The following is a 25,360-nucleotide window of genomic DNA, read 5'->3' as shown; positions in this document are numbered from 1 at the left end:
TTGAGGTTTTCCGTAGCCTGCCCACAAGGAGCGGGAGGGATTCTAGCCAAATAAATTCAACGGATAAACAAGCACCAGGGAACTTTGTCAGGATTTGTGAATCTAATCACCCCCGAAAATTAGCAAACGCTTGCTATTTGCTCGTTTGTGGTGACAAACCACTGTTTCGTTTGGCGACAATGATGATCAAAATCATCACCGGTACGCCGAGCAGGCTGGTGCCGATGAAGAAGCGGCTGTAGCCGACAAGCTCGACCACCTGACCGGAAAACCCCGCCAGCAACTTGGGCAGCAACAGCATGATGGAGCTGAACAACGCGTACTGGGTGGCGGAGAAGGCGACGTTGGTGAGACTCGATAGATAGGTCACAAACGCAGCCGTGGCGATGCCGGCGCTGAGGTTGTCCAGCGAGATGATCAGAGTCAGCAGCTCCAGGTTGTGGCCCACTTCGTTGAGGAGAGCGAACAGCAGGTTGGTGCTGGCGGTCAGCACGGCGCCGAGGAACAGGATGCGCAGGGTGCCAAAGCGCATCACCAGCACGCCCCCGAGCGCGGCCCCCACCAGCGTCATGATGACGCCATAGACCTTGGTGATGGTGGCCACTTCCGTCTTGCTGAACTGCAGATCCACATAGAAGCTGTTGGACATCACCCCCATCACCACGTCCGAGATGCGATAGCAGGCGATAAGCCCCAGGATCAGCAGGGCCGAGGAGCCGTAGCGGCGGAAGAAGTCGGCGAAGGGACACCAGATGGCCTCGTAGGTCCAGGCCCCCAGCCCGGCCAGCGTGGGTGACCAACCCCGTGCCAGCAGGGTGGCCTTGCGCGCCATCTGCTGCTCGTCCTGACTCTTGAGATCGATCTGCGGTTCGTGACTCATCAGGGTGGTGAGGATGCCAAGAGACATCAGCCCTCCCATCAGCAGATAGGTGAGCTGCCAGCCGCGATAGTCATAGCCGTTGTTGCTGCCGAGCCAGGCCGCCAGCGCCAGCGCCCCCGCTCCCGCCATGATCATGGCGAGTCGATACCCCGTCATATAGGAAGCGGCCATGGCCGCCTGCAGCCGCTCGGGAGCGGATTCGATGCGATAGGCGTCGATGACGATGTCCTGGGTGGCAGAGGAGAGGGCCACCAGCAGAGCGAAGAGGGCCAGCTGGGCGAGCTGGGTCTTGGGATCGCAATAGGCCATCCCCACCAGGGAGAGGGCGATCAGCACCTGGGAGAACAGCATCCAGCTGCGTCGTCGCCCAAGCAGCCGTGACAGCAGGGGCAGGGGCAGCCGATCCACCAGGGGCGACCACAGCCACTTGAAACCGTAGGCCAGCGCTACCCAGCTCATGTAGCCGATGTCGGTCAGGCTGACATCCGCCTCGCGCAGCCAGAACGAGAGGGTGCCAAAGACCAGCAGCAAGGGCAGGCCGGAGGAGAATCCCATGGCGAACAGGATGAGTACCCGCGCTTCCAGATAGACGGCGAGGGCATCTCGCCAGCGGGTGGCGCGGCCCGGTGTGTGACTGGGCGGGCGGAGATTGTTCAACAGCCTGACTCCTCTGGGAAAAGGGGGTCATTTTGTCAGGTTCGGTAGGCGTAGCCAAGGCAAGCCGAGTGGCGGGCGGCAGGTTTCAGGGGCGCGAGCCGATGCAGTGGTGCGGGCAGGGGCCCTCGTCGGCGAGAAAATTGGCGCAGGCCATGAGTTGCAGGCGCAGCGCGTCATCACAGAGGAGGCGCTGCTCATCCCACAGGTGCAGGCTGTGAAGCAGATGCCAGAACACTCCTTCCTGTGCGTTGGCGGGGGTTTTGTCCATGGGGATCACGCAGAGCGCCTGCCAGTGGGAGAGGAGCTGCCAGCTCAAGTCTTCCAGCTGCTGATAGGGAATCTTGCGTGCCAGAAAATGGCGAACCGCCTGTGCCAGCGGGTCGGCGTGTTGGGTTATGTAATCATGACAGGTCACCGGCTCCTCCTTCTGGTTCTGCTCCCCGATGCGTGGCACACATCGGGGAGCAGAGTATAGAAAAAGAGACCGGTGACCCGTTCAGGGACGCGGTGGAATGTGATCCGGGCCGCGTTATTTGTCCGCGAGCAGCACCACTTTCTTCAGGATGATGGGGCTGGTGGGGACGTCGTTGGCACGCAGGATGGAGCTGTAGCCGGTCTGGACCTGGGCCAGTTTGTCCAGCACCTCCATCCCCTTCACGACCTGGCCGAACACGGTGTAACCGGCGCCGGCATTGGCGTTGAGGTTGTCGTTGTCCACCAGATTGAAATAGAACTGGCGAGTGGCGCTGTCGACCGCCTGGGTGCGGGCCATGGCGATGGTGCCGCGCTTGTTGGGCAGGCCGCCTCTGGACTCGTTGACCACGGGATCGAAGGTCGGCAGGGGCTGGAACTGCTGGTTGTAGCCCCCACCCTGCACCACGAAGTTCTGGATCACCCGGTGGAACAGGCTGCCGTCATAGCTGCCGTCTGCCACGTAGCGCAGGAAGTTCTTCACGGTCTGGGGCGCCTGTTTGGGGGCCAGCTCCACGACGATGGTGCCATGGTTGGTCTCCATCTGGACTTTTTGACCGGCAAAAGCCAGGGGGGCGATCAGGGTGACCAGTAACCAGAGTTTCTTCATTTATATGTCCTCGCTCAGCTCGGCTGACCCTTGAGATAACCGCGCAGCGCCTCGTCGGCCATGATCTGCTGCAGCACGCTGCCCAGTTGCTGGTTCAGGGTGGATTCCAGATCGGCCATGCTCGGCTCGCCCGGGCTCTCTTTGCTGGAGGACATGTTGAACTGCTTGGTCAGCTTGCTGCCCTGGAAGTCGGCAATCACCTGCAGGCTGACGCGGGACTTGGTGACATAGGTGAAGGTCTTCTCTTCCACGGTGACGGCGGCAGTGGAGATGGCCAGCGTCAGGTTGGTGGTGCCGCTGTTGCCCACTTCCAGGCCCTGGCTGCGCAGCCCTTCCGCCAGTTTTTCAGCCAGCAGGCTGTTGAGAGGCTGACTGCTGTTCACCAGCACAGGAGCCTTCTCTTTCTTCTTGATGGAGAAGACATAGGCGGCTTCACGCTTGTCCACCCCTTCCATGGTGATGCGGTTGCCGGAGTAGTACTGCTGGTTGGAGGGGATGACTTGCGGGTTGAGCAGGGCGCTCTCGGGCCAGTGAGTAGCACAACCGCCCAATACCAGAGCGGCCAGCAGCAAGAGTGACTTTTTCATCATGGGTTTCCTTTAGCTTTATCTTTAGCGTTTGATGGCTTTCAAAATAACGAATTTGCTGTTCGACGCAACGACTTGTGCGTTGCCAAACAGGCGCTTGAGTTTGTTGTGATAGTCCAGATGACGGTTGCCTACTATCCAGAGTTCGCCCCCCTGAGGCAACACCCGGTGGGCATCGCTGAACATCTGCCAGGCGATGTGATCGGTGATTGCCTGCAACTGATGGAAGGGGGGATTGCAGAGGATCCTGTCCGCTGCCCCGACGGGAACGTCATCGAGACAGTTGTTGACCATGAAGTGGGCACGGGGCAGGGCATCGGGCAGGTTGTGCTCGACGTTGAGCCGTGCGGACGCTACCGCCATCCGGGATTCGTCGATGAAGGTCACCTCCACCTCGCTGTCGCGCGCGAGCAGGGAGAGCCCGAGCACGCCGTTGCCACATCCCAGATCGATCACTCTGCGGGCACTGTGGATGGGCAGGTTGTCCAGCATGAAGCGGGCGCCGATATCCAGGCTGGTGCGCGAGAACACGTTGGCATGGTTGTGGATGAGCATGTCGGTGCCTTCCAGCGGCCAGACGGTCGGGAAGGGACTGGTCAGGGACGGGCGCTCGGCGGCCGGGGTGCAATGAATGAGGCGTGCCTTCTTCCAGGCGAGTGAGGTGCGGGTCTCCCCCAGATACTTCTCGAACAGCTTGAGGGTGGAGGTGTGGATGTCCTTGGCCTTGCCGGCAGCAATGATGCGGGTCGCGGGGGTGACGACCCCGCGCAGGGCAAGCAGTTGCTGCTCCAGCAGCGCCTGATACTTGGAGACCTTGATCACCACCAGGGCGGGGGCATCGGGCAGGGGGGCCAGGGCATCCTGCAGGGTGATGGCGTGGGGATCCAGCCCGTTTTCCGCCAGATTGGCCAGGGTGGCCCGCTCGCTGATGTGGGAGTCGGTCACGCAGACGGGGGCGTGGGCATGCAGGTAGCCTGCCAGGGCGCCGAAGCCGTCGTTCATGATGATGACGGGGCCGTCAGGTGCCTGCTGCGATTCGGCAAGGTGGCTTATCAGGTACTCGTCCGCCGCATCCCAGGCCTGCAGGGGATCCTGGCTCTGCCGTGGGTAACGATACAGGGTCAGGCGGCAGTGGGCCGTGTCGAGCAGGGTTTGCATAGGCAAGAGTCCAACGTGTGATTGATGAATGGCGACCGTCTGCCCCGTGTTGCCCGGCAGCGGTGAAAGTGGCGCTATTCTAGCGGCGGCGGAGAAATTCACCAGTCCGGTGCGGCGAGAGCGAGCGGATCCTTCGTACCTGATGCATCGGGCGCACAACCCTGGCTACAATGGCCGGATATTCAACGAGGAGTCCTTACCGTGAGCATGCAACAACAGATAGAGGCCAAGCTGGCCGCCGCGCTCTCCCCGAGCCACCTGGAAGTGATCAATGAAAGCTACATGCACAGGGTGGCACCGGGCTCCGAAAGCCACTTCAAGGTAGTCGTGGTGAGCCAGGCGTTTGAGGGACAGCGTTTGCTGGGTCGCCATCGTCAGGTGAACGGGGTGCTGGCCGACGAGCTGGCGGGAGCCATTCATGCATTGGCGCTGCATACCTATACCGAATCCGAGTGGCAGGCCCGGGAGCAGGCGCCAAAGACGCCGGGTTGCGTCAGCAAATCCCCCTTTGCGTGAGCCGTTGAACCTCCTGATGGCGCCTTCCTCGGGCCATTAACAGCGCTATCACGAATGGTGTGCAGCCAGGGATGAGGGGGGTAGCATTATTTTTTCTAATCCTTTTCCTTGCGCCTGAAAAATACCTCTATATGGTTAGTTTTGCGAAAAGTCCTTTAAAACCACGGTTTGCAAGGACGTGCGCGAAATATTCAGTGAAGGTTAATTTTGTGATAGGGCGGGGATTTTCCCCATTTGGCGTGGCGGCTAACTCGCCTAAGGTGGTAAACTCAGGCGCTTTTGAATGATCCTGTATGTTGCTGATTTGTTTATTTCTTCGACAGCTTTCCGCGATGTTGACGGGCTCATTCAACAACTCGTCGTGATGTATTTCTCGGCGCTAACCAACCTGTCTTCCCTTAACGGTAGTGCAAGTGAGTATGATTACAATTAAAAGAGGACTGGACATCCCCGTGCTGGGTGCTCCGGAGCAAGTAATCTACGATGGCCCGGCCATCACCCGTGTTGCTACACTCGGCGAAGAGTTCGTGGGGATGCGTCCTACTATGTTTGTCAAAGTAGGTGATCGCGTCATTAAAGGTCAGGAGCTCTTCGAAGATAAGAAGAATCCCGGCGTTAAATTCACGGCCCCTGCCACCGGTGTGGTTTCTGAGATCAACCGTGGTGCCAAGCGTGTTCTCCAGTCCGTCGTCATCGACATCGATGGGTCCGACGAGCAGGTGACCTTTGAGCATTTTGCCTCCGCCGAGCTGGCACAGCTCGAGCGTAGCAAGGTGCAGGAGATCCTGGTCGCATCAGGCCAATGGACCGCGCTGCGTACCCGCCCGTTCAGCAAGGTGCCGGCCGTGGGTTCCACCCCGCGCGCCATCTTCGTCACCGCCATGGACACCAATCCGCTGGCTGCCAGTGCGGAGCTGATCATCAAGGAACAGGCCCAGGCCTTCCTCGACGGTCTGGCCGTGCTGACCCGCCTGACCGATGGTACCGTCCACGTCTGCAAGGGCGAAGCCAGCCTGCCGCACTCCTCCTTGGCCCAGGTCAAGGAAGCCGTGTTCGTCGGTCCGCATCCCGCCGGTCTGCCGGGCACCCACATCCACTTCCTGGATCCGGTCGGTGCCAACAAGGTGCAGTGGCACATCAATTATCAGGACGTGATCGCTTACGGCAAGCTGTTCACCACCGGCCAGATCTTCACCGACAAGGTGATCTCCCTGGCTGGCCCGAACGTCATCAAGCCGCGTCTGCTGCGTACCCGTCTGGGTGCCAGCCTCAGCCAGCTGACCAACAACGAGCTGCGTGCGGACGAAAACCGCATCATCTCCGGTTCCCTGCTGAGCGGTGCCAAGGCCGAAGGGGTCCATGACTACCTGGGTCGCTTCCACAACCAGGTGAGCGTGCTGGGCGAAGGCCGTGAGAAAGAGTTCATGGGCTGGGTCAAACCCAGTGCCAACAAGTTCTCCATCACCCGTACCACCCTCTCTCACCTGATGAAGGGCAAACTCATCAACTTCACTACCACCACCAACGGTAGTGATCGCTCCATGGTGCCTATCGGCAACTATGAGCGTGTGATGCCGCTCGACATCCTGCCGACCCTGCTGCTGCGGGATCTGATCTCCGGTGACACCGACAGCGCGCAGGCGCTCGGCTGCCTGGAGCTGGATGAGGAAGATTTGGCGCTCTGTACCTTCGTCTGCCCCGGCAAGACAGAGTACGGCCCCGTCTTGCGTGAGTGCCTGACCAAGATCGAACTGGAAGGTTAAGCGATGAGTTTCAAGCAACTTCTTGAAAATATGGAACATCACTTCGAGCCGGGTGGCAAGTACGCCAAGTACTATGCCCTGTTCGAAGCGGCGTACACCCTGTTTTATACCCCGGGTTCCGTGACCCGCAATGCCGCCCACGTCCGTGATGCGATCGATCTGAAGCGCATGATGATCATGGTGTGGCTGGCCGTGTTCCCGGCCATGTTCTGGGGCATGTACAACGTCGGCAACCAGTCCATCGCCGCCATCGCCCACATGGGCAGCGCGGCCGGTGCCGATTCCTGGCAATACGCCCTGGCCACCCTGTTCGGTGCCTCGCTGGATCCGGCCGTCGCCGGCATCGGCAGCAAGATGCTGATCGGTGCGGCGCACTTCTTCCCGATCTACATCACCGTCTTCATCGTCGGTGGTTTCTGGGAAGTGTTGTTCGCCATGGTGCGCAAGCACGAGATCAACGAAGGCTTCTTCGTGACCTCCATCCTGTTCGCCCTGATCGTGCCGCCCGAGCTGCCCCTGTGGCAAGCTGCCCTGGGTATCACCTTCGGTGTGGTGCTGGCCAAGGAAGTGTTCGGTGGTACCGGCAAAAACTTCCTGAACCCGGCGCTGGCGGGTCGTGCCTTCCTGTTCTTCGCCTACCCGGGTCAAATCTCCGGTGATGCGGTCTGGGTTGCCGTTGACGGCTTCTCCGGCGCAACCGCACTGAGCCAGTGGGCCCAGGGCGGCCAGATGGCGCTGATCAACGGTGCCACCGGTGAAGCCATCAGCTGGATGGATGCCTTCCTTGGCAACCTGCCCGGTTCCATCGGTGAAGTTTCCACCCTGATGATCCTCATCGGCGCAGCCATGATCGTCTACATGCGCATCGCCTCCTGGCGCATCATCGCCGGCGTCATGGTCGGCATGGTCGCGACCTCCCTGCTGTTCAACGTCATCGGCTCCGATACCAACCCCATGTTCAGCATGCCGTGGCACTGGCACCTGGTGCTGGGTGGTTTCGCGTTCGGCATGGCCTTCATGGCGACCGACCCCGTTTCCGCTGCCTTCACCAACAAGGGAAAGTGGTGGTATGGCGCCCTGATCGGCGTGATGGTGGTGCTGATCCGGGTAGTGAACCCTGCATTCCCGGAAGGCATGATGCTGGCCATTCTGTTCGCCAACCTGTTTGCCCCCTTGTTTGACCATTTCGTGGCACAGGCGAACATCAAGCGGAGGATCGCACGTGGCGTTTAATAAAGACTCTACTACCGGCACTCTCGCCGTAGTGACCGGTCTGTGTCTGGTCTGCTCCATCGTGGTCTCCGTGGCCGCCGTGGGTCTGCGTCCGGCCCAGCTGGAAAACAAGGCGCTGGACAAGCAAAGCAACATCCTGTCCGTCGCCGGCGTCGACATCAGCGCCGTGGCCAAGCGTGACCTGGCCCAGCTCTATGGCGACAAGATTGAAGCGCGTCTGGTGGATCTGACCAGCGGTGAGTTCGTTGACGGCGACGCCGACAACTTCGACACCAAGGTTGCCGCCAAGGATCCGGCCAAGAGCATCCGTCTGGCCCCGGCCGACGACAAGGCCGGCCTGCGTCAAATCTCCAAGCTGGTTCCCGTGTTCTTCGCGAAAGATGCCGAAGGCAAGGTCGACAACATCATCCTGCCGATCTACGGCCAGGGTCTGTGGTCCACCATGTACGCCTTCGTAGCAGTCGCGGCCGATGGCCAGACCATCAAGGGCATCACCTACTATGACCACGGTGAAACCCCGGGTCTGGGTGGCGAGATCGAGAATCCGGCCTGGCGCGAGCTGTTCGTCGGCAAGAAGCTGTTCGACCAGAACGGCCAGCCTGCGCTGCGGGTGATCAAGGGCCATGCTCCGGCTGGTTCCGAGCATGAAATCGACGGCCTGTCTGGTGCAACCCTGACCGGTAATGGTGTACAGCACACCTTCGACTTCTGGATGGGCCCCAAGGGCTTCGGTCCCTTCCTGGCCAAGGTACGTGCAGGAGAAATCAACAATGGCTGACAAGAGCGAAATGAAAAAGTTGCTGTTGACGCCTGTGCTCGGCAACAACCCCATCGCACTGCAGGTGCTGGGTGTCTGTTCCGCGCTGGCCGTTACCAGCCAGATGAAGACGGCGTTCGTGATGACGCTGGCCGTTACCGCGGTCACCGCCTTCTCCAACCTGTTCATCTCCCTGATCCGCAACCAGATCCCGAACAGCGTGCGGATCATCGCCCAGATGGCGGTGATTGCCTCGCTGGTTATCGTGGTTGACCAGGTGCTCAAGGCCTATGCCTATGACATCTCCAAGCAACTGTCGGTGTTCGTCGGCCTCATCATCACCAACTGTATCGTGATGGGTCGTGCCGAAGCCTACGCCATGAAGAGTGCCCCGCTGCCCTCCTTCCTGGACGGTATCGGCAACGGTCTGGGTTATGGCGCCGTGCTGCTGACCGTGGCCACCGTGCGCGAGATCCTGGGTTCCGGCACCTGGTTCGGCATCGAGCTGCTGCCGCTGGTGAACAATGGTGGCTGGTATGTGCCCAACGGCCTGCTGCTGCTGCCGCCGAGTGCGTTCTTCATCATTGGTCTGATCATCTGGGGCGTGCGCACCAAGGATCCCAAGCAGGTGGAGGCGAAGGATTAAGGTATGGAACACTATATCAGTCTGTTGATTCGCTCGATCTTCATCGAGAACCTGGCGCTCTCCTTCTTCCTGGGGATGTGTACCTTCCTGGCGGTGTCCAAGAAGGTCAAGACCGCCATGGGCCTGGGGATTGCCGTTATCGTGGTTCAGACCGTTGCCGTCCCGGCCAACAACCTGATCTACAACTACGTGCTCAAAGACGGTGCCCTGGTATCCGGTCTGGATCTGAGTTTCCTGAGCTTCATCACCTTCATCGGGGTGATCGCGGCCCTGGTGCAGATCCTGGAGATGGCGCTGGACAAGTACTTCCCGGCCCTCTACAACGCCCTCGGTATCTTCCTGCCGCTCATCACCGTGAACTGCGCCATCTTCGGCGGCGTCTCCTTCATGGTGCAGCGTGACTACAACTTCGTTGAGTCCGTGGTCTATGGCGTGGGTTCGGGTGCAGGCTGGATGCTGGCTATCGTCGCGATGGCAGGGATCCGCGAGAAGATGAAATATTCCGATGTTCCCGAAGGCCTGCGTGGCCTTGGCATCACCTTCATCACCGCGGGTCTGATGGCGCTGGGCTTCATGTCCTTCTCTGGTATTTCCCTGTAATCGGAAAGGAAATATAGATGGAAATTATTCTGGGTGTGGTCATGTTCACCGTGATCCTGCTGGCCTTGGTGGCAGTCATTCTGTTCGCCAAGTCCAAGCTGGTGACCGCCGGTGACGTGACAATCAGCATCAACGGCGACCCGGCCAAGGCTGTGACCAGCCCGGCGGGTGGCAAGCTGCTTGGCGTGCTCGCCGGCAGCGGTATCTTCGTCTCCTCCGCCTGTGGCGGCGGCGGCTCCTGTGGTCAGTGCAAGGTGCGTGTGAAATCCGGCGGCGGCGACATCCTGCCGACCGAGCTGGATCACATCAGCAAGGGCGAAGCCCGTCATGGGGAGCGTCTGGCCTGCCAGGTCACCGTGCGTTCCGACATGGACATCGAGCTGCCGGAAGAGATCTTCGGCGTGAAGAAGTGGGACTGTACCGTCATCTCCAATGACAACAAGGCCACCTTCATCAAGGAGCTCAAGCTGCAGATCCCGGATGGCGAGAGCGTGCCGTTCCGCGCCGGTGGTTATATCCAGATCGAAGCGCCTGCCCACCACGTGCAGTACAAGAACTTCGATATTCCCGAGGAGTATCGTGGCGACTGGGATCGCTTCAAGATCTTCGAGCTGGAGTCCAAGGTCAACGAGCCGATCATCCGTGCCTACTCCATGGCGAACTATCCGGAAGAGTTCGGCATCATCATGCTGAACGTGCGGATCGCGACTCCGCCGCCCAGCAACTGGACTGCCCCTCCCGGCCAGATGTCTTCCTACATCTTCAGCCTGAAGGCCGGTGACAAGGTGACCATCTCCGGTCCGTTCGGCGAGTTCTTCGCCAAGGACACCGACGCCGAAATGGTGTTCGTTGGTGGTGGTGCGGGTATGGCGCCGATGCGCTCCCACATCTTCGACCAGCTGCGCCGTCTGAAGACCAAGCGCAAGATGAGCTTCTGGTACGGTGCCCGTTCCAAGCGCGAGATGTTCTATGTCGAAGACTTCGACATGCTGCAGGCCGAGAACGACAACTTCCAGTGGCACGTCGCCCTGTCCGATCCGCAACCGGAAGACAACTGGGATGGCTACACCGGCTTCATCCACAACGTGTTGTTCGAGAACTACCTCAAGAACCACGAGGCGCCTGAGGATTGCGAGTTCTACATGTGCGGGCCTCCCGTGATGAACGCCGCCGTCATCAACATGCTGAAAAACCTCGGTGTTGAAGACGAGAACATCCTGCTGGATGACTTCGGTGGTTAATCCATGCACAGCGTTGTAAAGACCTGGCTAGCCTTCGGGCTAGCCTTTTTCTTGACTGGGTGCGGTCAGGAAACGGTCCAATCGAAGCCGGAGATCCACATCACCGGCAGCACCATGGGTACCTACTACTCCATCAAGGTGGCAGATAGCGCTGTTCAGGATGCCGCCAGGCTGCAAGCCGAGGTCGACGTCTTGCTGGAGCGGGTCAACGATCAGATGTCGACCTATCGCCCGGATTCCGAGCTGTCACGCTTCAACCAGCACAAGAGCAATACCCCTGTGGTGGTTTCCCGCGATACCGCGCGGGTGGTGACCGAGGCCATTCACATTGGCCGCGAGAGCCGCGGGGCGCTGGACGTCACCGTCGGTCCTCTGGTCAATCTGTGGGGCTTTGGGCCGGATGCCAGACCGACCAAGGTGCCGTCCGACGAGCTGATCGCCCAGACCCGGCAGAAGACGGGCCTTGGCAATCTGCATGTGATAACCTCTGCCGATGCCGATACCCTGCAAAAGGACATCCCGGACCTCTACGTGGATCTCTCCGCCATTGCCAAGGGGTTTGGCGTAGACAAGGTGGCCGAGTACCTGGAGTCCCAGGGGGCGCGCAACTATCTGGTGGAGATAGGCGGCGAGCTGCGCATCAACGGTGTCAACGGCAAGGGGCATCCCTGGCGTGTCGCCATCGAGAAGCCGACCGTCAATGCCGGTTCAGTACAGGAGGTGATCCTGCCCGGTGACAACGGGGTGGCCACCTCGGGCGAGTACCGCAACTATTACGAGCTGGACGGCAAGCGCTTCTCCCACACCATGGATCCGCTGACGGGCAAGCCCATCCAGCACCGCCTGGTGTCGGTGACCGTCATCCACCCCTCCTGCATGACTGCAGACGGGTTGGCGACCGTGTTTATGGTCATGGGGCCGGAGAAGAGCCTGGCCTATGCCAAGGAACGGGGGCTGGCCATCTTCACCATCACCAAGACGGATGACGGGTTCGAAGAGGCTTATTCGGATGCCTTCAAACCATATCTGGTCAAGAAGTAAGGGGTAACTACATGCAGATCTTTCTGATCACCTTCGGGGTGTTTCTGATGGTCGTGGTGGCCATGGCCATCGGCTACATTTTCCAGCGCAAGTCCATCTCCGGCTCCTGTGGCGGCCTGGGTTCCATCGGGATCGAGAAGGAGTGCGACTGCCCCGAGCCTTGCGACAACCGCAAGAAGAAGATGGCCAAGGAAGAGGCTCGTCGCAAGATGCTGGTGGACAACCGCATCATCTAACGACGGATATCGCTCTGAAGGCAGCCTTGCAACGAAACGAGCCGACCCCTGGGTCGGCTCGTTATTTTATGTGGCATGGGGTCAGTAGTCATATTGGCTGCATGCCTTTGCCTTGAACTCTTTCTTTCGCTTTGCCAGCTCTTCCCTGGTGCCCAGTTCATCTCCCTGCCTGATGGCGGTTTCCAGTATCTCGATGCGCTTGTACAGCCAGCTGCATTCGGCTGTCGGGTGATCCTTGGCCATGGTCGCTAGCGGCAACAGCAGCAGGCAGAGCCCCGCCCGGATGATGCTCATGCTTCTCCTCCTTGAGTCTCGTGTGGATGTGGCCTTGAGAGTCTATGCCGCCGCGCCCGCGCGCAGACTGGCAGAAATGACAGGCTTGGGGTAGCATGGAACGTTCAACTGGTTATCCATACAGTATTTTTGTCGTTCGACACGCCTCCTCGCCGGATGCCCAGGGTCTATCCCTATGATCTGTTCGGGAGGCTGTCGACACAGCAACAGACACGGCCATGCGCAAGATCATTCACATCGACATGGACTGCTTCTTCGCCGCAGTGGAGATGCGGGACAACCCGGCCCTCAGGGAGGTGCCGCTCGCCATCGGTGGCGCCGCCGACCGACGCGGGGTCATCTCCACCTGCAACTACGTGGCGCGCCGCTTCGGGGTGCGCTCCGCCATGCCGAGCGCCCTGGCCAGAAAGCTCTGTCCGCCATTGGTGCTGATCCCCGGGCGGATGGCCGTCTACAAAGAAACTTCGCGCCAGTTGCGCGCCATCTTCCTGCGCTACACCGAGCAGGTGGAGCCGCTCTCCCTCGATGAAGCCTATCTCGACGTGACCCTGAGTCCCCGCTGCGGTGGCAGCGCCACCCTGATGGCGGCGGAGATCCGTGCCGCCATCAGCGCCGAGCTTGGGTTGACTGCCTCGGCCGGTGTGGCGCCGAACAAGTTTCTGGCCAAGCTCGCCTCCGAGCAGCGCAAGCCTGACGGCCTGTTCGTCATCCGCCCCCAGGAGGTGGACGAGTTCGTGCGCCAGCTCCCCCTTGGCAAGTTGCCCGGCATCGGCCGCAAGACGGCAGAGCGGCTGGAGTCCCTCGGGCTGTATTCGTGCGAAGATGCCCGCCAGCTCGGCAACGAGGAGCTGATCGCCCGTTTCGGCAAGCTCGGGGAGATGCTGGCCGGCCGCATCTGGGGGCATGACGATCAGCCGGTGCAGGCCAGGCGGGTGCGCAAGAGCATCGGAGTAGAGACGACGCTCGCCAGCGACGTGCTGGACGAGGACACCTGCTGGCAGGTGCTCAGCCGGCTCATTCCCGAGCTGGAGCAGCGTTTTGCCAAGGCCTGCCCTGCGGAGATGCTGATGGGGCAGGGGATCAAGCTGAAGTTTGCCGATTTTCACCAGACCACCGTCTACCGCAAGGGGAGTTATCAGGCGGCCCGTTTCCACGATCTGCTGCACGAGGGACTGCAACGGGCTCAAGGAAAGCCCATTCGCCTGCTCGGTCTGGTCGTTGGTTTGCCCGGAGCGGGTGAAATCAATCAATTAAGCCTGGATCTCTGCTGATTTAGTTAAGTTTTTGTATCCAAAACCGATACAGTGTTCACATCTGTAGACGTTAGGAAATAGTGGCATGAGTTCTCTTTCTGTTCAGGGACGGATCACCCTGATCGCCGGTTGCTGTCTGCTGGCCAGTGCCGTCGCGCTGGTGGCTTCTTCTCTTTTCAACGCGGCCCGCATGCAGGAGCAGGTGCTCACCTCCACCACCCTGGAGGGGCAGCACGCGGCAGAAAACTGGATGCAGGCCATGGGGGCGACCCAGGCAGCCCGGGTGACCAGCTACCTCGATGAGGCTTACTTCAGGGCGACCCTGCTTGCCGAGGGCATCTTGTTCCAGCGCAAGAACGCGGCCGACAACTTCGTTCACTCCGAGGCGCTGCGCAATGCCGTCAACCAGCAGTTGCAGGATGCTGCGGAGTCGTCAGCGAACCTGCTCGGTGTCTATGCGGTATTCGAACCCAACCAGCTCGACGGGGAGGATGACAACTATCAGGGGTCGACGGCGCTTGGAGCCAACGACAAGGGGCGTTTTTCCAGCTATTGGGCCAGGGTCGACGGCAAGGTCAGCCTGGAGGTGATGGACGAGGCGATGCTGGCCAACGACAAGCCCTCCGGACACGGCGGCCTTGAGAACGACTGGTACAGTTGCAGCATCCGCAGCAAGGCGCTCTGTCTGCTCGAACCCTATGTGGACGAGGTGGGAACCCAGCAGGTGTTGATGACCTCGGTGACCGTGCCGCTGCTGGACCAGGGCTCCCTGCTTGGCATGGTGGGGGTCGACATCTCCCTGGGGACCCTGCAGAGCCTGGTGGAAGAGATGGGCCGGACCCTCTACAAGGGGCAGGGCAAGGTGCTTCTGCTCAGCAGTGAAGGGCGGGTGGCCGGCGTGGAAGGGTTCCCGGTCGCCCTTGGCAACCGCCTGGCGCAATCGCCGTTGGCGCAGGATCTCGACGGCTGGCTCGCCAAGGGGGACGTGGCCACCCGTTGGAGCCCGGACGGCGCCCTGTTGCAGACCTTCGTGCCGGTCAGCATGCGCCGTACGGATCGCAAGTGGGGCATCTATATCGAGCTGCCCCGTGCCGTGGTGCTCGCCTCGGCCCTGCAACTGCAAGGGGAGCTTGAGGATCAGGCCCAGCGCAGCGTGGCCACCCAGCTCACCATAGGTGGCGGGATTTCGGCGCTCGCCCTGCTCTGCATCTGGCTGATGGCCCAGCGCATCGTGGCGCCCATCCGCGCCGTGGTGGCACGCCTCAAGGACATCGCCAGCGGGGAGGGGGATCTCACCCAGCGCATCGATCTGCGCAGGGATGACGAGATAGGCGAGCTGGCCAAGTGGTTCAACAAGTTTCTGGACAAGCTGCAATCCACCATCAGCCAGGTGATCGACACCGTTGCGGGCACTCGGGCCAGTGCGGCCCTGGCGGCGCAAGGGGCAGCCCGTACCAGCGCCGGCATGCAGTCCCAGTATCAGGAGGTGGATCTGGTGGCGACCGCGTTTGAAGAGTTGAGCGCTACCGCCCTGCAGGTCGCTGGCAATGCCAATGCGGCGGTGGCGGCGGCCGATGAGGCCGACACGGCGGCCCAGGAGGGCAAGTCCGTGGTGGCGCAGACCCAGGAGGCCATGTCCAGACTGATGACGGTGATAAGCGATGCCAAACCAGTGGTGGAGCACCTCTCCGCCAACAGCGACAACATCAACGACATCCTGGTGGTGATCCAGGGGATCGCCGAGCAGACCAACCTGCTGGCCCTGAACGCGGCCATCGAGGCGGCCCGAGCCGGTGAGCAGGGGCGCGGTTTTGCGGTGGTCGCCGACGAGGTGCGCAACCTGGCGGGCCGAACCCAGAACGCCATCGTCGAGATCCAGAACCTCATCGGCCAGTTGCAGTCGGGGACGGAGGCGGTGGTGAAAGCGATCCTGACCGGCCATCACCAGGCGGATCTGACCCTCACCAAGGTGGAGCAGTCGGTCAGCGTGCTGGAGCAGATCATCCAGGCGGTCGGCACCATCCACCAGATGAATGAGCAGATCGCGAGGGCCGCGCAGGAGCAGAGCGGCGTGGCGGACGAGATCAATCGCAACGTCAGCAACATTCGCGATGTGAGCCATACCATTCGGGCGGAAGCGGCGACCTCCGCTGACAACGGGCGCGAGCTGTCGCAACTGGCGGACAAGCAGCAGCAACTGGTGGGCCAGTTCCGGGTGTAGGGGAGGATAAGAAAAAAGGCGCCATCCAACCGGAGGCGCCAAACACATTCAGATGACAGACTGGGTTAAATCGACCTGATTTAGCCCTTCTTCCCGCAGAGGAAGAAACACAACACCACAATCACTGTCGACTCACTCACAAAAACCACATGTAAACCAACATGGAAGAGAAGGTGTGAGCCATATGACAACGAATTGCGTGGCGAATTATGTTTATTCACTGGTCGACCCGCAACCGACAATTTATAATGCGCCCCATTAGAAAAATTCATCGTCGGCCGATTCCATGTCTCGTCGTTTACCTCCGCTCAATGCACTGAAAGCGTTTGAAGCCGCGGCTCGTCACTTGAGCTTTACCCGCGCAGCAGAAGAGCTGTTCGTGACCCAGGCAGCCATCAGCCACCAGATCAAGGCGCTGGAGGAGTATCTCGGCATCAAGCTGTTTCGCCGCAAGAATCGCTCCCTGCTACTGACCGAGGAGGGGCAGAGCTACTTCCTCGATATCAAGGACATCTTTGCCTCCATCTCCGAGGCGACTGACAAGCTGCTGGCCCGCAGCGCCAAGGGGGCGCTCACCGTCTCCCTGCAGCCGAGCTTCGCCATCCAGTGGCTGGTGCCCCGCCTGGTCAAGTTCAGCGAACGCCACCCGGACATCGATGTGCGGATCAAGGCGGTGGACATGGACGAGGGCTCCCTCACCGACGACGTGGACGTGGCCATCTACTACGGCCGCGGCAACTGGCCGGGGCTGCGCTCGGACAAGCTGCACACCGAGTACCTGATCCCGGTCTGCTCCCCCCTGCTGCTGACCGGCCCCAAGCCCCTGCGCACCCCGGACGATCTGACCCGTCACACCCTGCTGCACGACACCTCCCGGCGCGACTGGAAGGCCTGGTTCCGCCAGCTCGATATCGACGCGCCCAATGTCAATCAGGGGCCCATCTTCAGCCACTCCACCATGGTGATCCAGGCGGCGATCCACGGTCAGGGGGTGGCGCTCGGCCACAGCGTGCTGGCCCAGCCGGAGATCGAGGCGGGGCGTCTCATCTGCCCGTTCGAGCAGGTGCTGGTGAGCAAGAACGCTTTCTATCTGGTGTGTCAGGAGCAGCAGTCCGATCAGGGCAAGATAGTGGCTTTTCGCGACTGGATGCTGGAACTGGTGGAGCAGGAAGAGGCCCGCAGGCGTGCCCGCCTTGCCGATGCCTGAGGAGTTGACCTGGTGACTGACCTGACAAGAGAGGGGGCGAGTGACGCCCCCGTTCGCATTCTGCTGGCCCACGGCGCGGGGGCGGGCATGGAGCACAGCTTCCTGGCCGAGTTGTCGCGACTGCTGGCGGGGCCGGAGATCGAGGTGGTGCGCTTCAACTTCCCCTACATGACCAAACGGGCTCAGGACGGCAAACGCAGGCCGCCGGACAGACAACCCGTGCTGCTCGCCCACTGGCGCGAGATGGTGCGTCAGTTTGCCCATCCCCGGCTGTTTCTGGCGGGCAAGTCCATGGGGGGAAGGATGGCGGCCGAGCTGTTTTGCGAGGGGGGCGACGAGATGGATGCTGCAGGATTGATCGTTCTCGGGTATCCTTTCCACCCCCCGGCCAAGCCCGACGCATGGCGGGGCGAGGTGCTCAAGCTGATCACGACGCCCACGCTGCTGCTGCAGGGGGAGCGCGATACCTTCGGTTCCCGCGCCGAGCTGGCCGATTTCCCCTTCTCACCCGCCGTATCGGTCCACTGGCTGACCGACGGGGATCATGGTTTCAAACCGAGAAAGGCGAGCGGCATGAGCGAGCAGGAGAACCTGCGACTGGCTGCGGAGCGGATCAAGGATTTTATCGCGGCGGTGGGCCGCTCCTGACCATCTCGAGCGGGTCGAGAGAAGAAGCGTGCAAGGAGAGAAGATGCAGATCCAACGACATTGGCTGGTGCTGGCGGGCTTCTTCGGCCTGACGGCCACCATGCTCGGGGCCTACGGCGCTCACGGGCTGGCGGCGACCGGCATTGCTCCTTCGTTGCTGGCGGCGTTCAACACCGCCGTGCAATACCAGTTTTTCCACGCCCTGGCCCTGCTGGTGCTGGGGCTGTGCGGCGTGCGCGGCAAGGTGATCACCTTCGCGGGCGCCGTCTTTGTGCTGGGGATCCTGGGATTCTCCGGCAGTATTTACGCCATGGTGCTGCTTGGCAGCAAGGGGCTGGGGCTCATCACCCCGGCCGGTGGCCTCTGTTTTATGTTGGGATGGGCGGCTCTGATGTGGGCCGGCTGTCGTCTTGGAGGAAAGAATGAATAATCTGCTGCTTTATTGCCGCCCGGGTTTTGAGAAAGAGGCGGCGGCAGAGATCACCGAGCGTGCCGGCAACATGCAGTGCTACGGCTTTGCCCGGGTCAAGGACGACAGCGGCTATGTGATCTTCGAGTTGTATGACGAGGAGCAGGCCGATCTGCTGGCGCGCAAGCTGCCGTTCCGCGAGCTTATCTTCATTCGCCAGATGCTGGTGGTGACCCACGAGCTGAAAGATCTGGAAATAAGCGATCGGGTCTCTCCCATCTTGGAGGCGGCGAGCGGTTACGCCATTTGCGGGGATCTTCGGGTGGAGACGGCCGATACCAACGAGGCGAAGGAGCTCTCCGCCTTTTGCCGCAAGTTCACCGTGCCGCTTCGCCAGGCGCTGCGCAGCAACGAGATCCTGACCAAGAAGGAGACCCCGAACCGTCCCGTGTTCCACGCCTTCTTCCTGGCCAATGACCACCTGATGCTGGGGTACTCCTACTCCTTCAACAACTCTGCCTTCCACATGGGGATCCCGCGCCTGCGCTTCCCGGCCGATGCCCCGAGCCGCTCCAGCCTCAAGCTGGAAGAGGCGTTCTACGTCTTCGTGCCGAAGGAAGAGTGGGACTTGCGCCTGTGCTCCGGCCTGAAGGCCGTGGATCTTGGCGCCTGCCCGGGTGGCTGGACCTATCAGCTGGTGCGTCGTGGCATGATGGTGACGGCGGTGGACAACGGCATGATGGCCCAATCCCTGATGGACACAGGCCAGGTGAAGCACATCCGTGACGATGGTTTCGTGTGGCGGCCGAGCAAGAAGAATACCTACTGGCTGGTGTGCGACATGGTGGACAAGCCGGCGCGAGTGACCCACATGGTGGCCGACTGGTTCAGGGAGAACGACTGTCAGGAAGCCATGTTCAACCTCAAGCTGCCGATGAAGAAGCGCTACGCCGAGGCGGTGCACAACATCGAGGTGCTGCGCGGACTGCTGGCAGAGATCGATGGCGGTTTCATCATTCAGGCCAAACAGCTCTATCACGATCGCGAAGAGATCACGGTGCACGTCTACAACAAGTTCTGGGTCTCCAAGCTGTCCCCCAAGTCCTGAAGCAGCATCGGGAACAGGGCATGAAAAAACCGGACGGTGACGTCCGGTTTTTTTGTGTCTGGGTCATCAGAAGCGGTAGTCCAGACGCATCATGGACTCGTCGTCGGTGATCTTCAGCTCAATTTGCAGGGGAATGGTCTTGTCACTGGGGTTGAACTGCATCTTGACGCCATCCCCGCGAAGCTTGACCGAGGTGTTGATGCCGCCAGCGTTGAACTTGATCCTGGGCTTTTGCTTTTCGAAGGAGAGGCTGACGCTCTTCTCTGCCGTGAGGTTCAGCTTCTGATAGGGGGTGATCTGCCGATTACCGTTGCTGTCGGTGGTGATATCCACCCCCAGAGAGAGCGGCTTGGGCTGTTTGAGCAGATCGTTGGTATCCAGGGTGGATTGCCAGGTCTGCTTGGCTGGCGCCTCGTGCTGGGGAGGCGGCGTCAACCAGGCATTGTCGACTGGCCTGTCTAATGCCGTGGCACTGCTGCTGACAATCAGCAAGATGAAAGTAGCACGCATGGTGGATCTCCTTATCCCTCATATCAACATAGTATTCATCTGGCGAGGGAGGTAGGGAGGCGTTGGCATAAAACAAAGGGAGCCGAAGCTCCCTTTTAAAATCATATGGTTGGATTCTATTTATAGACGGTCGATGATGGCCTGGGTGAATTCGCTGGTGGACGCTGTGCCCCCCAGGTCACGGGTCACCCGATCACCGGACTCGATGGTCGCCCGCACGGCCTCGCGAATGCGCTCCGCTTTGTCCTGCATGCCGAGATACTCCAGCATCTGGATGGAGGCGAGGATCACCGAGGTGGGGTTGGCGATGTTCTTGCCGGCGATGTCCGGCGCAGAGCCGTGTACCGCTTCGAAGATGGCGGCCCCTTCACCGATGTTGGCGCCCGGCGCCATGCCCAGCCCCCCCACCAGACCGGCACAGAGATCCGAGAGAATGTCGCCGAACAGGTTGGTGGTGACCATCACATCGAAGCGTTCCGGGTACATCACCAGGTTCATGCAGGCGGCGTCGACGATCATCTCCTCGTTCTGGATGTCCGGGTAGCGGGCCGCGACCTGACGGGCCACTTCCAGGAACAGGCCGGAGGTGGACTTGAGGATGTTGGCCTTGTGGATGATGGTGACCTTCTTGCGTCCTTCCTGGCGCGCCAGCTCGAAGGCGAAGGTGACGATGCGCTCGGCCCCTTCCCGAGTGATGATGCTCATCGCCTCGGCGCTCTGGTTGTCATCGCTGCGCTTCTGGCCGGCACCGGAGTACATGCCTTCGGTGTTCTCGCGCACCGTGATGATGTCGATGTTGTCGTAACGGCTCTTGGTGCCCTTGAAGGAGAGGACGGGGCGCACGTTGGCGTAGAGATTGAACTTCTTGCGCAGGGAGACGTTGATGGAGGTGAAGCCGCCGCCGACCGGAGTGGTGAGCGGGCCTTTCAGGCTGACCTTGTTCTTCTCGATCAGGTCGAGGGTGGCCTGGGGCAGCAGCTCGCCATGTTTTTCCAGGGCTACCAGACCGGCGTCTGCGTATTCGTAGTCGAAGTCACAACCCGCGTGGGTCAGGATCTGGATGGCGGATTCGATGATGCTGGGGCCGATGCCGTCGCCCGGGATGACGGTAATCTTTCTTTTTGACATGAGGCGTATCCACTTCTAGGGAACAGAGGGGGAGGATTCGTCGGCTTTATACCATTTTTGCACCACATCCTCCATGTTTCTTTACATTTTACCCATTTATGTCAACAGGTACGGCCTGTCTTGGGAAATGGTGTGCTGGGGATCACGCCCCGGCATCAGGGATGGGAGGGTAGCGGATCTCCCGCAGGTTGAACCCGAGCGGGATATCGTGCTGCAGCCGGACCAGGCGTTGGGCCAGCAGGGCCTCTTCCCGGTGCTGGCGCAGCTTGAGCAGGGGTCTGGTGGCCTCCTCCCGCTCACAGGCCTCCAGCATGGCAGCCAGGTCCCCGTATTGCTGCAGCAACTGGGTGGCGGTCTTGGGGCCAATGCCGGGCACCCCCTTGATGTTGGAGCCGCTGATACCGGTCAGGGCCCAGAAGTCCACAAGCTGGGTCGGTGTAACGCCGTACTGCTGCTGGACGAAGGCGGCATCCAGCCAGCGTTTGTTGAAGTAATCCCGCACCCGGATCTGCGGGCAGATGAGCTGGCAGAACCCCTTGTCGGTGGAGATGATGGTGGCGCTGGCGCCGTGCTGGGCAATGCCGCTTGCCAGGGTGGCGATGAGATCGTCCGCCTCGTCGGTCTGGGAGAGCAGGGCATCCACACCGCACTCCCAGAAGGCGTCCTGCAGGTCGGCAAGCCCTTCTCTCAGCTCATCCGGCATGGGGGTGCGGCCCTCCTTGTAGGGGGGATAGAGCGTCTTGCGCCAGCTGTGGACCTCACCGTCAAAGACCGCGATGGCGTGGGTCGGCTCGCTGGCCGCCAGGAGCTTCTTGCAGGTGTTGATGAGGTTGGCACGGGTGGCGAGCAGGGCCTGAGCCGGGGTCAGTCCCTGCTGGCTCTGCACCGCGTGCAGTCGGCGGATGAGGTTGAGGGCATCGATGATGAGCAGGTGTGGCATGGGGCACTCCGGGCGTCGGGGATTGCCATTGTAACAATGGTGGCGTCTCCTGCTAACCCCGTAGAAGACCAGTCAATGAAAGAGGGGCCCATGGGCCCCTCCGGTGCGGTGCATTGTGATGTCCCGACTATTTGACTATCTCGTAGCAGGGAACGTACTGGCTGCCCGGCAGCTTCATGCGCTGCTGCTTGACGAAGCTTTCCAGCAATCTGTCCATCAGGTGCATCAGCTCCTTGTCGCCGTGCAGCTTGAAGGGACCCTTCTTCTCGATGGCCCTGATGCCCCCTTCCTTGACGTTGCCTGCGACGATGCCTGAGAAGGCGCGGCGCAGGTTGGCTGCCAGCAGCTGGGGTGGCTGGTTGCGATGCAGATCCAGGCTGGCCATGCTGGCGTGATCCGGCTCGAACGGCAGCTGGAACTCGGGCTCGATCCGCAGGGACCAGTTGAAGGAGTAGGCATCTCCCACCGACTTGCGGTATTCGCGGATCTTCGGCATCGCCTCCTTCATCACGCGGGCCACCTCGGGCGCATCGCCGATGATGATCCGGTAGAGACTGGTGGCGGCTTCCCCCAGGGTCGCCTTGACGAAGTCGTCGATGGCGCGGAAGTAGTCGGCGCTCTCTTTCGGGCCGGTCAGCACGATGGGGATGGGTTGGCGATCGTTGGCCGGGTGCATCATGATGCCGAGCAGGTAGAGCAGCTCCTCGGCAGTGCCGACCCCGCCCGGGAAGATGATGATGCCGTGACCCAGACGCACGAAGGCTTCCAGCCGCTTCTCGATGTCCGGCAGGATCACCAGCTCGTTGACGATGGGGTTCGGCGGTTCGGCGGCGATGATGGAAGGCTCGGTGAGACCGATGTAACGGCCGTTGCGCACCCGCTGCTTGGCGTGGCCGACGGCGGCCCCCTTCATGGGGCCCTCCATGGCACCCGGACCGCAGCCGGTACAGATGTTGAGCTCGCGCAGACCCAGCTCGCTACCCACCGCCCGGGTGTACTGGTATTCCACCTCGTTGATGGAGTGGCCGCCCCAGCAGACCACCAGGTTGGGATCGGCGCCGGGCAGGATCGCCTTGGCGTTGCGCAGGATGGCGAACACCACATTGGAGATATGGGTGGAGCTGGTCAGGTTGACCAGACGATTGGACTCGAGCTGGGTCGACACATAGAGAATGTCCCGCAGCACGGAGAACAGGTGCTCCTGGATGCCGCGGATGATCTCGCCGTCGACGAAGGCGTGCTCGGGGGCGTTGAACAGCTCGAGCTTGACCCCGCGCTCGCGCCGGATCACGTGAATATCGAAGGATTTGAAACGTTCCAGTATCTCTTTGGAACTGTCGGTATGGCTGCCGGAGTTGAGGACCGCCAGCGAGCAGTTGCGAAACAGTTGATAGATATCGCTGGAGGCCGTCTGCTTGAGGCGATCCACCTCGAGCTGGGACAGCAGGTCCATGCTGCCCACGGGATTGATGTGTGTAATCATAATTTCCCCTTTCACTCGCTTGTTATCGTTGTGCTTTCCCTGGGGAGAAAACGGGATGCTTTGGCATCCCTCGGGTTCGATAGTAGAGGCAAGGGGGTGGGCAGGGGAATAGGGGGACTGTGCGTTTGCCGCTTTTTTAGCCGCCCCTCAAAGCGGATTCAGGCGAGATTGACCTGATCCCGGCCGGAGTGCTTGGAACTGTAAAGCGCCTTGTCGGCGCGCTCGAACGCATCCGTGGTATGGTCGCCGGTCCGAAACAGGGTGGCACCGATGGAGATGGTGATCTCGACCCTGGCATCGCGAAAGCGGAACGGGATGCTCTTGATGGTCTGACGCAGGTTCTCCAGCGGCTTCTGGTACTTGTCCGGATTGATGTTCGGCAGCAGGACCACGAACTCCTCACCGCCAAAGCGGGCGATGAAGTCGGTGTCGCGCAAGGCGTTCTGCAGGGCCTTGGCAACCACCTTCAATGCCTTGTCGCCGGCCATGTGGCCGTAATTGTCATTGATGTGCTTGAAGTGGTCGATGTCGATGATGGCCAGGCACAGGGGGGTGCCATAGCGTAGCCAGCGTTTGTATTCGAGCTCGAGCCGCTCGTCCAGGGCCGCCCGGTTGTGTACCTGGGTCAGGCTGTCGAGGAAGAGCTTGTGTTTCTGGATGCTGAGCCGCTTCTTGTACTCGGCGGTCTCGTCCTTCATCAACCTGAGCTTGGCTTCCATGTTGGAGAGGTGGGTGAGCAGGTGGCGCTCGCGGTTGGCCATCTCCTCCCGCTCCTGCTGCAGCCGGCGGATGGTGTCCAGATGCCCAGAAATGGCGCCCCTGAGTATCTGTGGCGAGTCATGGGCTGCCATGGCGCGATCGATGGCGGCGAGTTCCCGCTCCAGCGCCTGTCCGCTGAGATGGGCGGCATTTTGCAGCGCCCGCCCTTCATCCAGGGATTCGGTAAAGCTGTAATGGACCGAGGAGAGACTCTCGTTCAGGGTGCTGAGAAACGCCTGGGAGGCTTTGCGCTCTTCCCGGGTACCCTCGATGATGAGTTCGATGATCTGCAGGCAGACTTCGGCCAGCAGGGCAGGGGTGATGCCCCCGAGCAACTGGCGGCGGATGTCTGCGAGGCTCTCGCCCACGGCGCCGGCAAAGTCGAGCTCGGTGATGAGACGCTGCAACTCGTCTGAAATCTGGGCATGTGCCTTGATGTCAAAGGAGTCGGTAGGGGCCGGGCTGGAGAGCTCGGTGGGGATCTCCGCCGAAGGGGGGATCAGCGGCTTGCGCGGCAGCAGCTGGATCTTGATCGCCTGCTGGTAGAACTCCAGCAGCCGGATCACCTTCTTCTGGTGATCGCCGATGCCGTAACTCTCCGGGCTGGCGAGAAACTCCTTGAGGGCGCGGCGGGTATCTTCCGGAAACCCCTTGATGGTTTTGAGCTGTTTGCTGCCGAGATCGATGGCTGCCCGGGTCAGGCTGATGGACTCTTCCATGGTGTGGCTGTGCTGCTGCAACAGCTTCTCGATGGCGATCAGATCGGCATCGATGGAGGTGAGCGGAGGGTTGCCTTCAAGTTTCTGCTTGAGCTTGGCGAGCCGGTTGTCGAGCTCGCGATCGTGGCCGCGACAGGCTTGCATCAACTTGCCGATGAACTGGATACTGCGGGTGCGTTCGGCATCGGAGAAGCTCGCCATGCCGTCAAGCTCCTGCTGTTTCTGCTGGAGGGATTCCCTGAGTCTTGCCAGTTGTCCTGTTACGGCAGCCATATCATTCATTCT

26 protein-coding genes are annotated in these 25,360 nt (G+C 60.9%); 15 read left to right on the top strand and 11 right to left on the bottom strand.

Features of this window, described 5'->3' with window-relative positions; genetic code table 11:
• Nucleotides 1-133 precede the first annotated feature (133 nt).
• From C2U47_RS04000 to C2U47_RS03980, 5 genes are all read right to left on the bottom strand, one after another.
• On the bottom strand, nucleotides 134-1,537 hold the full coding sequence (locus C2U47_RS04000; RefSeq protein WP_103261457.1) for an AmpG family muropeptide MFS transporter: 1,404 nt from the start codon (nucleotides 1,535-1,537) through the stop codon (nucleotides 134-136).
• 85 nt (nucleotides 1,538-1,622) lie between these two features.
• A complete protein-coding gene (locus C2U47_RS03995) occupies nucleotides 1,623-1,952 on the bottom strand; it encodes a hypothetical protein (protein ID WP_010673360.1) in 330 nt (109 codons plus the stop codon).
• A gap of 114 nt (nucleotides 1,953-2,066) precedes the next feature.
• Nucleotides 2,067-2,618, bottom strand: coding sequence for a peptidylprolyl isomerase (locus C2U47_RS03990; protein ID WP_010673361.1), 552 nt, complete (start codon nucleotides 2,616-2,618; stop codon nucleotides 2,067-2,069).
• Nucleotides 2,619-2,632: 14 nt separating this feature from the next.
• The gene (locus C2U47_RS03985) at nucleotides 2,633-3,205 is read right to left on the bottom strand and encodes a YajG family lipoprotein (RefSeq protein ID WP_010673362.1); all 573 of its coding nucleotides are present in this window, start codon (nucleotides 3,203-3,205) and stop codon (nucleotides 2,633-2,635) included.
• A gap of 24 nt (nucleotides 3,206-3,229) precedes the next feature.
• Nucleotides 3,230-4,363: a methyltransferase gene (locus C2U47_RS03980; protein ID WP_010673363.1), complete on the bottom strand. Its 1,134-nt coding sequence runs from the start codon at nucleotides 4,361-4,363 to the stop codon at nucleotides 3,230-3,232.
• 207 nt (nucleotides 4,364-4,570) lie between these two features.
• Here C2U47_RS03980 and C2U47_RS03975 point away from each other — a divergent pair, with 207 nt between their 5' ends.
• From C2U47_RS03975 to nqrM, 9 genes are all read left to right on the top strand, one after another.
• Nucleotides 4,571-4,879: a BolA family protein gene (locus tag C2U47_RS03975; protein ID WP_010673364.1), complete on the top strand. Its 309-nt coding sequence runs from the start codon at nucleotides 4,571-4,573 to the stop codon at nucleotides 4,877-4,879.
• Between the two features lie 419 nt (nucleotides 4,880-5,298).
• The gene (locus tag C2U47_RS03970; RefSeq protein WP_029313920.1) at nucleotides 5,299-6,642 is read left to right on the top strand and encodes a Na(+)-translocating NADH-quinone reductase subunit A; all 1,344 of its coding nucleotides are present in this window, start codon (nucleotides 5,299-5,301) and stop codon (nucleotides 6,640-6,642) included.
• Nucleotides 6,643-6,645: 3 nt separating this feature from the next.
• Nucleotides 6,646-7,875 carry an NADH:ubiquinone reductase (Na(+)-transporting) subunit B gene (locus tag C2U47_RS03965; protein WP_010673367.1) on the top strand — a complete coding sequence of 410 codons (1,230 nt, stop codon included), beginning with the start codon at nucleotides 6,646-6,648 and terminating at the stop codon, nucleotides 7,873-7,875.
• Nucleotides 7,865-8,653, top strand: coding sequence for a Na(+)-translocating NADH-quinone reductase subunit C (locus C2U47_RS03960; RefSeq protein ID WP_029313922.1), 789 nt, complete (start codon nucleotides 7,865-7,867; stop codon nucleotides 8,651-8,653). Before C2U47_RS03965 ends, C2U47_RS03960 begins: the two co-directional genes overlap by 11 nt.
• Complete coding sequence (locus C2U47_RS03955) at nucleotides 8,646-9,278, top strand: NADH:ubiquinone reductase (Na(+)-transporting) subunit D (RefSeq protein WP_005303545.1); 633 nt, start codon at nucleotides 8,646-8,648, stop codon at nucleotides 9,276-9,278. The genes C2U47_RS03960 and C2U47_RS03955 overlap by 8 nt, the downstream gene beginning before the upstream one ends.
• Before the next feature lie 3 nt (nucleotides 9,279-9,281).
• The gene (gene nqrE, locus C2U47_RS03950; RefSeq protein WP_005303538.1) at nucleotides 9,282-9,878 is read left to right on the top strand and encodes an NADH:ubiquinone reductase (Na(+)-transporting) subunit E; all 597 of its coding nucleotides are present in this window, start codon (nucleotides 9,282-9,284) and stop codon (nucleotides 9,876-9,878) included.
• Nucleotides 9,879-9,895: 17 nt separating this feature from the next.
• Entirely contained in the window at nucleotides 9,896-11,119 is a 1,224-nt protein-coding gene (gene nqrF / locus C2U47_RS03945; protein ID WP_010673369.1) for an NADH:ubiquinone reductase (Na(+)-transporting) subunit F, read from the top strand.
• 3 nt (nucleotides 11,120-11,122) lie between these two features.
• The gene (locus tag C2U47_RS03940; RefSeq protein WP_029313924.1) at nucleotides 11,123-12,160 is read left to right on the top strand and encodes an FAD:protein FMN transferase; all 1,038 of its coding nucleotides are present in this window, start codon (nucleotides 11,123-11,125) and stop codon (nucleotides 12,158-12,160) included.
• Between the two features lie 11 nt (nucleotides 12,161-12,171).
• Nucleotides 12,172-12,396, top strand: coding sequence for a (Na+)-NQR maturation NqrM (nqrM, locus tag C2U47_RS03935; protein ID WP_010673371.1), 225 nt, complete (start codon nucleotides 12,172-12,174; stop codon nucleotides 12,394-12,396).
• Between the two features lie 81 nt (nucleotides 12,397-12,477).
• On the opposite strand, the gene C2U47_RS03930 is transcribed toward nqrM, so the two are convergent.
• The gene (locus C2U47_RS03930; RefSeq protein WP_039040708.1) at nucleotides 12,478-12,690 is read right to left on the bottom strand and encodes a hypothetical protein; all 213 of its coding nucleotides are present in this window, start codon (nucleotides 12,688-12,690) and stop codon (nucleotides 12,478-12,480) included.
• A gap of 218 nt (nucleotides 12,691-12,908) precedes the next feature.
• Here C2U47_RS03930 and dinB point away from each other — a divergent pair, with 218 nt between their 5' ends.
• The 6 genes from dinB (at nucleotide 12,909) to rlmM (ending at nucleotide 19,536) form a co-directional block, all read left to right on the top strand.
• Nucleotides 12,909-13,961 carry a DNA polymerase IV gene (dinB, locus tag C2U47_RS03925; protein ID WP_043152491.1) on the top strand — a complete coding sequence of 351 codons (1,053 nt, stop codon included), beginning with the start codon at nucleotides 12,909-12,911 and terminating at the stop codon, nucleotides 13,959-13,961.
• A gap of 67 nt (nucleotides 13,962-14,028) precedes the next feature.
• The gene (locus C2U47_RS03920; RefSeq protein ID WP_043152488.1) at nucleotides 14,029-16,164 is read left to right on the top strand and encodes a methyl-accepting chemotaxis protein; all 2,136 of its coding nucleotides are present in this window, start codon (nucleotides 14,029-14,031) and stop codon (nucleotides 16,162-16,164) included.
• Between the two features lie 286 nt (nucleotides 16,165-16,450).
• Nucleotides 16,451-17,371, top strand: coding sequence for a transcriptional regulator GcvA (locus C2U47_RS03915; RefSeq protein ID WP_029313926.1), 921 nt, complete (start codon nucleotides 16,451-16,453; stop codon nucleotides 17,369-17,371).
• A 12-nt stretch (nucleotides 17,372-17,383) separates the two neighbouring features.
• A complete protein-coding gene (locus C2U47_RS03910) occupies nucleotides 17,384-18,019 on the top strand; it encodes an alpha/beta fold hydrolase (protein WP_043152486.1) in 636 nt (211 codons plus the stop codon).
• Nucleotides 18,020-18,062: 43 nt separating this feature from the next.
• Nucleotides 18,063-18,449 carry a DUF423 domain-containing protein gene (locus tag C2U47_RS03905; RefSeq protein ID WP_010673377.1) on the top strand — a complete coding sequence of 129 codons (387 nt, stop codon included), beginning with the start codon at nucleotides 18,063-18,065 and terminating at the stop codon, nucleotides 18,447-18,449.
• Nucleotides 18,442-19,536, top strand: coding sequence for a 23S rRNA (cytidine(2498)-2'-O)-methyltransferase RlmM (gene rlmM, locus C2U47_RS03900; protein ID WP_010673378.1), 1,095 nt, complete (start codon nucleotides 18,442-18,444; stop codon nucleotides 19,534-19,536). Before C2U47_RS03905 ends, rlmM begins: the two co-directional genes overlap by 8 nt.
• Before the next feature lie 66 nt (nucleotides 19,537-19,602).
• On the opposite strand, the gene C2U47_RS03895 is transcribed toward rlmM, so the two are convergent.
• From C2U47_RS03895 to C2U47_RS03875, 5 genes are all read right to left on the bottom strand, one after another.
• Complete coding sequence (locus tag C2U47_RS03895) at nucleotides 19,603-20,046, bottom strand: hypothetical protein (RefSeq protein ID WP_010673379.1); 444 nt, start codon at nucleotides 20,044-20,046, stop codon at nucleotides 19,603-19,605.
• Between the two features lie 120 nt (nucleotides 20,047-20,166).
• Nucleotides 20,167-21,174 (bottom strand): isocitrate dehydrogenase, encoded by a 1,008-nt coding sequence (locus tag C2U47_RS03890; protein WP_010673380.1) that lies wholly within the window; start codon nucleotides 21,172-21,174, stop codon nucleotides 20,167-20,169.
• Nucleotides 21,175-21,316: 142 nt separating this feature from the next.
• A complete protein-coding gene (gene xni / locus C2U47_RS03885) occupies nucleotides 21,317-22,114 on the bottom strand; it encodes a flap endonuclease Xni (protein WP_042864270.1) in 798 nt (265 codons plus the stop codon).
• 127 nt (nucleotides 22,115-22,241) lie between these two features.
• A complete protein-coding gene (ppnN, locus tag C2U47_RS03880; RefSeq protein ID WP_010673382.1) occupies nucleotides 22,242-23,597 on the bottom strand; it encodes a nucleotide 5'-monophosphate nucleosidase PpnN in 1,356 nt (451 codons plus the stop codon).
• A 158-nt stretch (nucleotides 23,598-23,755) separates the two neighbouring features.
• Entirely contained in the window at nucleotides 23,756-25,357 is a 1,602-nt protein-coding gene (locus C2U47_RS03875; RefSeq protein WP_043152479.1) for a GGDEF domain-containing protein, read from the bottom strand.
• Nucleotides 25,358-25,360: the final 3 nt, after the last annotated feature.

Origin of the sequence: Aeromonas sp. ASNIH7, from assembly GCF_002903485.1 — a bacterium.
In the GTDB taxonomy this organism is placed as follows: domain Bacteria; phylum Pseudomonadota; class Gammaproteobacteria; order Enterobacterales; family Aeromonadaceae; genus Aeromonas; species Aeromonas caviae.
Note: the sequence above shows the minus strand (reverse complement) of the source record. Positions and strands in the feature narration are given on the sequence as shown.

Bases quoted from the DNA above. Each gene is read 5' to 3' on its own strand.
- C2U47_RS03990 (WP_010673361.1), bottom strand. From the start codon at position 2,618: ATGAAGAAACTCTGGTTACTGGTCACCCTGATCGCCCCCCTGGCTTTT.
- C2U47_RS03985 (WP_010673362.1), bottom strand. From the start codon at position 3,205: ATGAAAAAGTCACTCTTGCTGCTGGCCGCTCTGGTATTGGGCGGTTGT.
- C2U47_RS03980 (WP_010673363.1), bottom strand. From the start codon at position 4,363: ATGCAAACCCTGCTCGACACGGCCCACTGCCGCCTGACCCTGTATCGT.
- C2U47_RS03975 (WP_010673364.1), top strand. From the start codon at position 4,571: ATGCAACAACAGATAGAGGCCAAGCTGGCCGCCGCGCTCTCCCCGAGC.
- C2U47_RS03970 (WP_029313920.1), top strand. From the start codon at position 5,299: ATGATTACAATTAAAAGAGGACTGGACATCCCCGTGCTGGGTGCTCCG.
- C2U47_RS03965 (WP_010673367.1), top strand. From the start codon at position 6,646: ATGAGTTTCAAGCAACTTCTTGAAAATATGGAACATCACTTCGAGCCG.
- C2U47_RS03955 (WP_005303545.1), top strand. From the start codon at position 8,646: ATGGCTGACAAGAGCGAAATGAAAAAGTTGCTGTTGACGCCTGTGCTC.
- nqrE (WP_005303538.1), top strand. From the start codon at position 9,282: ATGGAACACTATATCAGTCTGTTGATTCGCTCGATCTTCATCGAGAAC.
- nqrF (WP_010673369.1), top strand. From the start codon at position 9,896: ATGGAAATTATTCTGGGTGTGGTCATGTTCACCGTGATCCTGCTGGCC.
- C2U47_RS03940 (WP_029313924.1), top strand. From the start codon at position 11,123: ATGCACAGCGTTGTAAAGACCTGGCTAGCCTTCGGGCTAGCCTTTTTC.
- nqrM (WP_010673371.1), top strand. From the start codon at position 12,172: ATGCAGATCTTTCTGATCACCTTCGGGGTGTTTCTGATGGTCGTGGTG.
- C2U47_RS03930 (WP_039040708.1), bottom strand. From the start codon at position 12,690: ATGAGCATCATCCGGGCGGGGCTCTGCCTGCTGCTGTTGCCGCTAGCG.
- dinB (WP_043152491.1), top strand. From the start codon at position 12,909: ATGCGCAAGATCATTCACATCGACATGGACTGCTTCTTCGCCGCAGTG.
- C2U47_RS03920 (WP_043152488.1), top strand. From the start codon at position 14,029: ATGAGTTCTCTTTCTGTTCAGGGACGGATCACCCTGATCGCCGGTTGC.
- C2U47_RS03915 (WP_029313926.1), top strand. From the start codon at position 16,451: ATGTCTCGTCGTTTACCTCCGCTCAATGCACTGAAAGCGTTTGAAGCC.
- C2U47_RS03905 (WP_010673377.1), top strand. From the start codon at position 18,063: ATGCAGATCCAACGACATTGGCTGGTGCTGGCGGGCTTCTTCGGCCTG.
- rlmM (WP_010673378.1), top strand. From the start codon at position 18,442: ATGAATAATCTGCTGCTTTATTGCCGCCCGGGTTTTGAGAAAGAGGCG.
- C2U47_RS03895 (WP_010673379.1), bottom strand. From the start codon at position 20,046: ATGCGTGCTACTTTCATCTTGCTGATTGTCAGCAGCAGTGCCACGGCA.
- C2U47_RS03890 (WP_010673380.1), bottom strand. From the start codon at position 21,174: ATGTCAAAAAGAAAGATTACCGTCATCCCGGGCGACGGCATCGGCCCC.
- xni (WP_042864270.1), bottom strand. From the start codon at position 22,114: ATGCCACACCTGCTCATCATCGATGCCCTCAACCTCATCCGCCGACTG.
- ppnN (WP_010673382.1), bottom strand. From the start codon at position 23,597: ATGATTACACACATCAATCCCGTGGGCAGCATGGACCTGCTGTCCCAG.
- C2U47_RS03875 (WP_043152479.1), bottom strand. From the start codon at position 25,357: ATGAATGATATGGCTGCCGTAACAGGACAACTGGCAAGACTCAGGGAA.